Origin of the sequence: Escherichia sp. MOD1-EC5990 (assembly GCF_002965285.1) — a bacterium.
Classification (GTDB): Bacteria; Pseudomonadota; Gammaproteobacteria; order Enterobacterales; family Enterobacteriaceae; genus Escherichia; species Escherichia coli_F.
Genome location: NZ_PTRV01000056.1, coordinates 1 through 2,070 on the forward strand (window position 1 = coordinate 1; position 2,070 = coordinate 2,070).

General features: G+C 56.7%; 2 protein-coding genes and 1 pseudogene. All 3 read left to right on the forward strand.

What is annotated here, in order from left to right:
• Nucleotides 1-92 precede the first annotated feature (92 nt).
• On the forward strand, nt 93-473 hold the full coding sequence (tnpA, locus tag BEB42_RS25770; protein WP_001352887.1) for an IS66-like element accessory protein TnpA: 381 nt from the start codon (nt 93-95) through the stop codon (nt 471-473).
• Nucleotides 470-817 carry an IS66 family insertion sequence element accessory protein TnpB gene (tnpB, locus tag BEB42_RS25775; protein ID WP_000612591.1) on the forward strand — a complete coding sequence of 116 codons (348 nt, stop codon included), beginning with the start codon at nt 470-472 and terminating at the stop codon, nt 815-817. The genes tnpA and tnpB overlap by 4 nt, the downstream gene beginning before the upstream one ends.
• A gap of 49 nt (nt 818-866) precedes the next feature.
• Nucleotides 867-2,070 (forward strand): annotated as a pseudogene (locus BEB42_RS25780) (IS66-like element ISEc8 family transposase); the annotation flags it as partial.

The following is a 2,070-nucleotide window of genomic DNA, read 5'->3' on the forward strand; positions in this document are numbered from 1 at the left end:
GTAAGCGTACAGCCTGAACCGTCTGGTCAGAATCTGACGAATTAGACAAAGTGGTGTCCACCAAATAAGTAGTGGGAACCAAAGTGTCAGATATGCAGAAAAATGTGACTCCCGGCAGGCGAAAAGGCTGCCCTAATTATCCTCCCGAATTTAAACAGCAGCTCGTTGCTGCCTCCTGTGAGCCCGGGATATCCATCTCAAAACTTGCTCTTGAAAATGGCATTAACGCCAATCTGTTGTTCAAATGGCGACAACAATGGCGCGAGGGAAAGCTGCTATTACCTTCTTCAGAGAGCCCCCAGCAACTTCCTGTGACTCTCGATGCAGCTGCCGAACAGCCAGAATCGCTCGCAGAGGACCCGGAAACCCTCAGTATCAGCTGTGAGGTAACGTTCCGGCACGGGACGCTCCGCTTCAATGGCAATGTCAGCGAAAAGCTCCTGACTCTGCTGATACAGGAACTGAAGCGATGATCCCGTTACCTTCCGGGACCAAAATTTGGCTGGTTGCCGGTATCACCGATATGAGAAATGGCTTCAACGGCCTGGCTGCGAAAGTACAAACGGCGCTGAAAGACGATCCCATGTCCGGCCATGTTTTCATTTTCCGGGGCCGCAGCGGCAGTCAGGTTAAACTGCTGTGGTCCACCGGTGACGGACTGTGCCTCCTGACCAAACGGCTGGAGCGTGGGCGCTTCGCCTGGCCGTCAGCCCGTGATGGCAAAGTGTTCCTTACGCAGGCGCAGCTGGCGATGCTGCTGGAAGGTATCGACTGGCGACAGCCTAAGCGGCTGCTGACCTCCCTGACCATGCTGTAAATCTCTTTATCCTGGTTGTCACAGAATAAGCCCGGTAAAACACGGGCTTATGAATGACATCTCTTCTGACGACATCTTCCTGCTGAAACAGCGCCTGGCCGAACAGGAAGCGCTGATCCACGCCCTGCAGGAAAAGCTGAGCAACCGGGAGCGCGAAATAGACCATCTGCAGGCGCAGCTGGATAAACTCCGCCGGATGAACTTCGGCAGTCGTTCCGAAAAAGTCTCCCGCCGTATCGCACAAATGGAAGCCGATCTGAACCGGCTTCATAAAGAGAGCGATACGCTGACTGGTAGGGTGTATGACCCGGCAGTATAGCGTCCGTTGCGTCAGACCCGCACCCGTAAGCCGTTCCCTGAATCACTACCCCGTGACGAAAAGCGACTGTTGCCTGCGCCGCCGTGCTGCCCGAACTGCGGCGGTTCACTGAACTATCTGGGCGAGGATACCGCCGAACAGCTGGAGTTGATGCGTAGCGCCTTTCGGGTTATCCGGACGGTACGGGAAAAACATGCCTGTACTCAGTGCGATGCCATCGTGCAGGCACCTGCACCTTCGCGGCCCATCGAGCGGGGTATCGCCGGACCGGGGCTGCTGGCCCGCGTGCTGACCTCGAAGTATGCAGAGCACACCCCGCTGTATCGCCAGTCAGAAATATACGGCCGGCAAGGTGTGGAGCTGAGCCGTTCACTGCTGTCGGGCTGGGTGGATGCATGCTGCCGGCTGCTGTCTCCGCTGGAAGAGGCGCTTCATGGCTATGTCATGACTGACGGCAAACTCCATGCCGATGATACCCCGGTCCAGGTACTGCTGCCGGGTAATAAGAAGACGAGGACCGGGCGGTTGTGGGCGTATGTTCGTGATGACCGCAATGCCGGGTCAGCGTTGGCACCTGCAGTGTGGTTCGCTTACAGCCCGGACAGAAAAGGCATCCATCCGCAGACTCATCTTGCTTGCTTCAGCGGTGTGCTGCAAGCGGATGCGTACGCCGGGTTCAACGAGCTGTATCGCAATGGTGGGATAACGGAAGCTGCCTGCTGGGCTCATGCCCGCCGAAAGATCCACGATGTGCACGTCCGCATCCCGTCAGCACTGACGGAAGAAGCCCTGGAGCAGATCGGTCAGTTGTACGCCATAGAGGCGGATATAAGGGGAATGCCGGCAGAGCAGCGGCTTGCTGAACGTCAGCGAAAAACGAAACCGCTGTTGAAATCCCTGGAAAGCTGGTTGCGTGAAAAGATGAAGACCCTGT

Bases quoted from the DNA above. Each gene is read 5' to 3' on its own strand.
- tnpA (WP_001352887.1), top strand. From the start codon at position 93: ATGCAGAAAAATGTGACTCCCGGCAGGCGAAAAGGCTGCCCTAATTAT.
- tnpB (WP_000612591.1), top strand. From the start codon at position 470: ATGATCCCGTTACCTTCCGGGACCAAAATTTGGCTGGTTGCCGGTATC.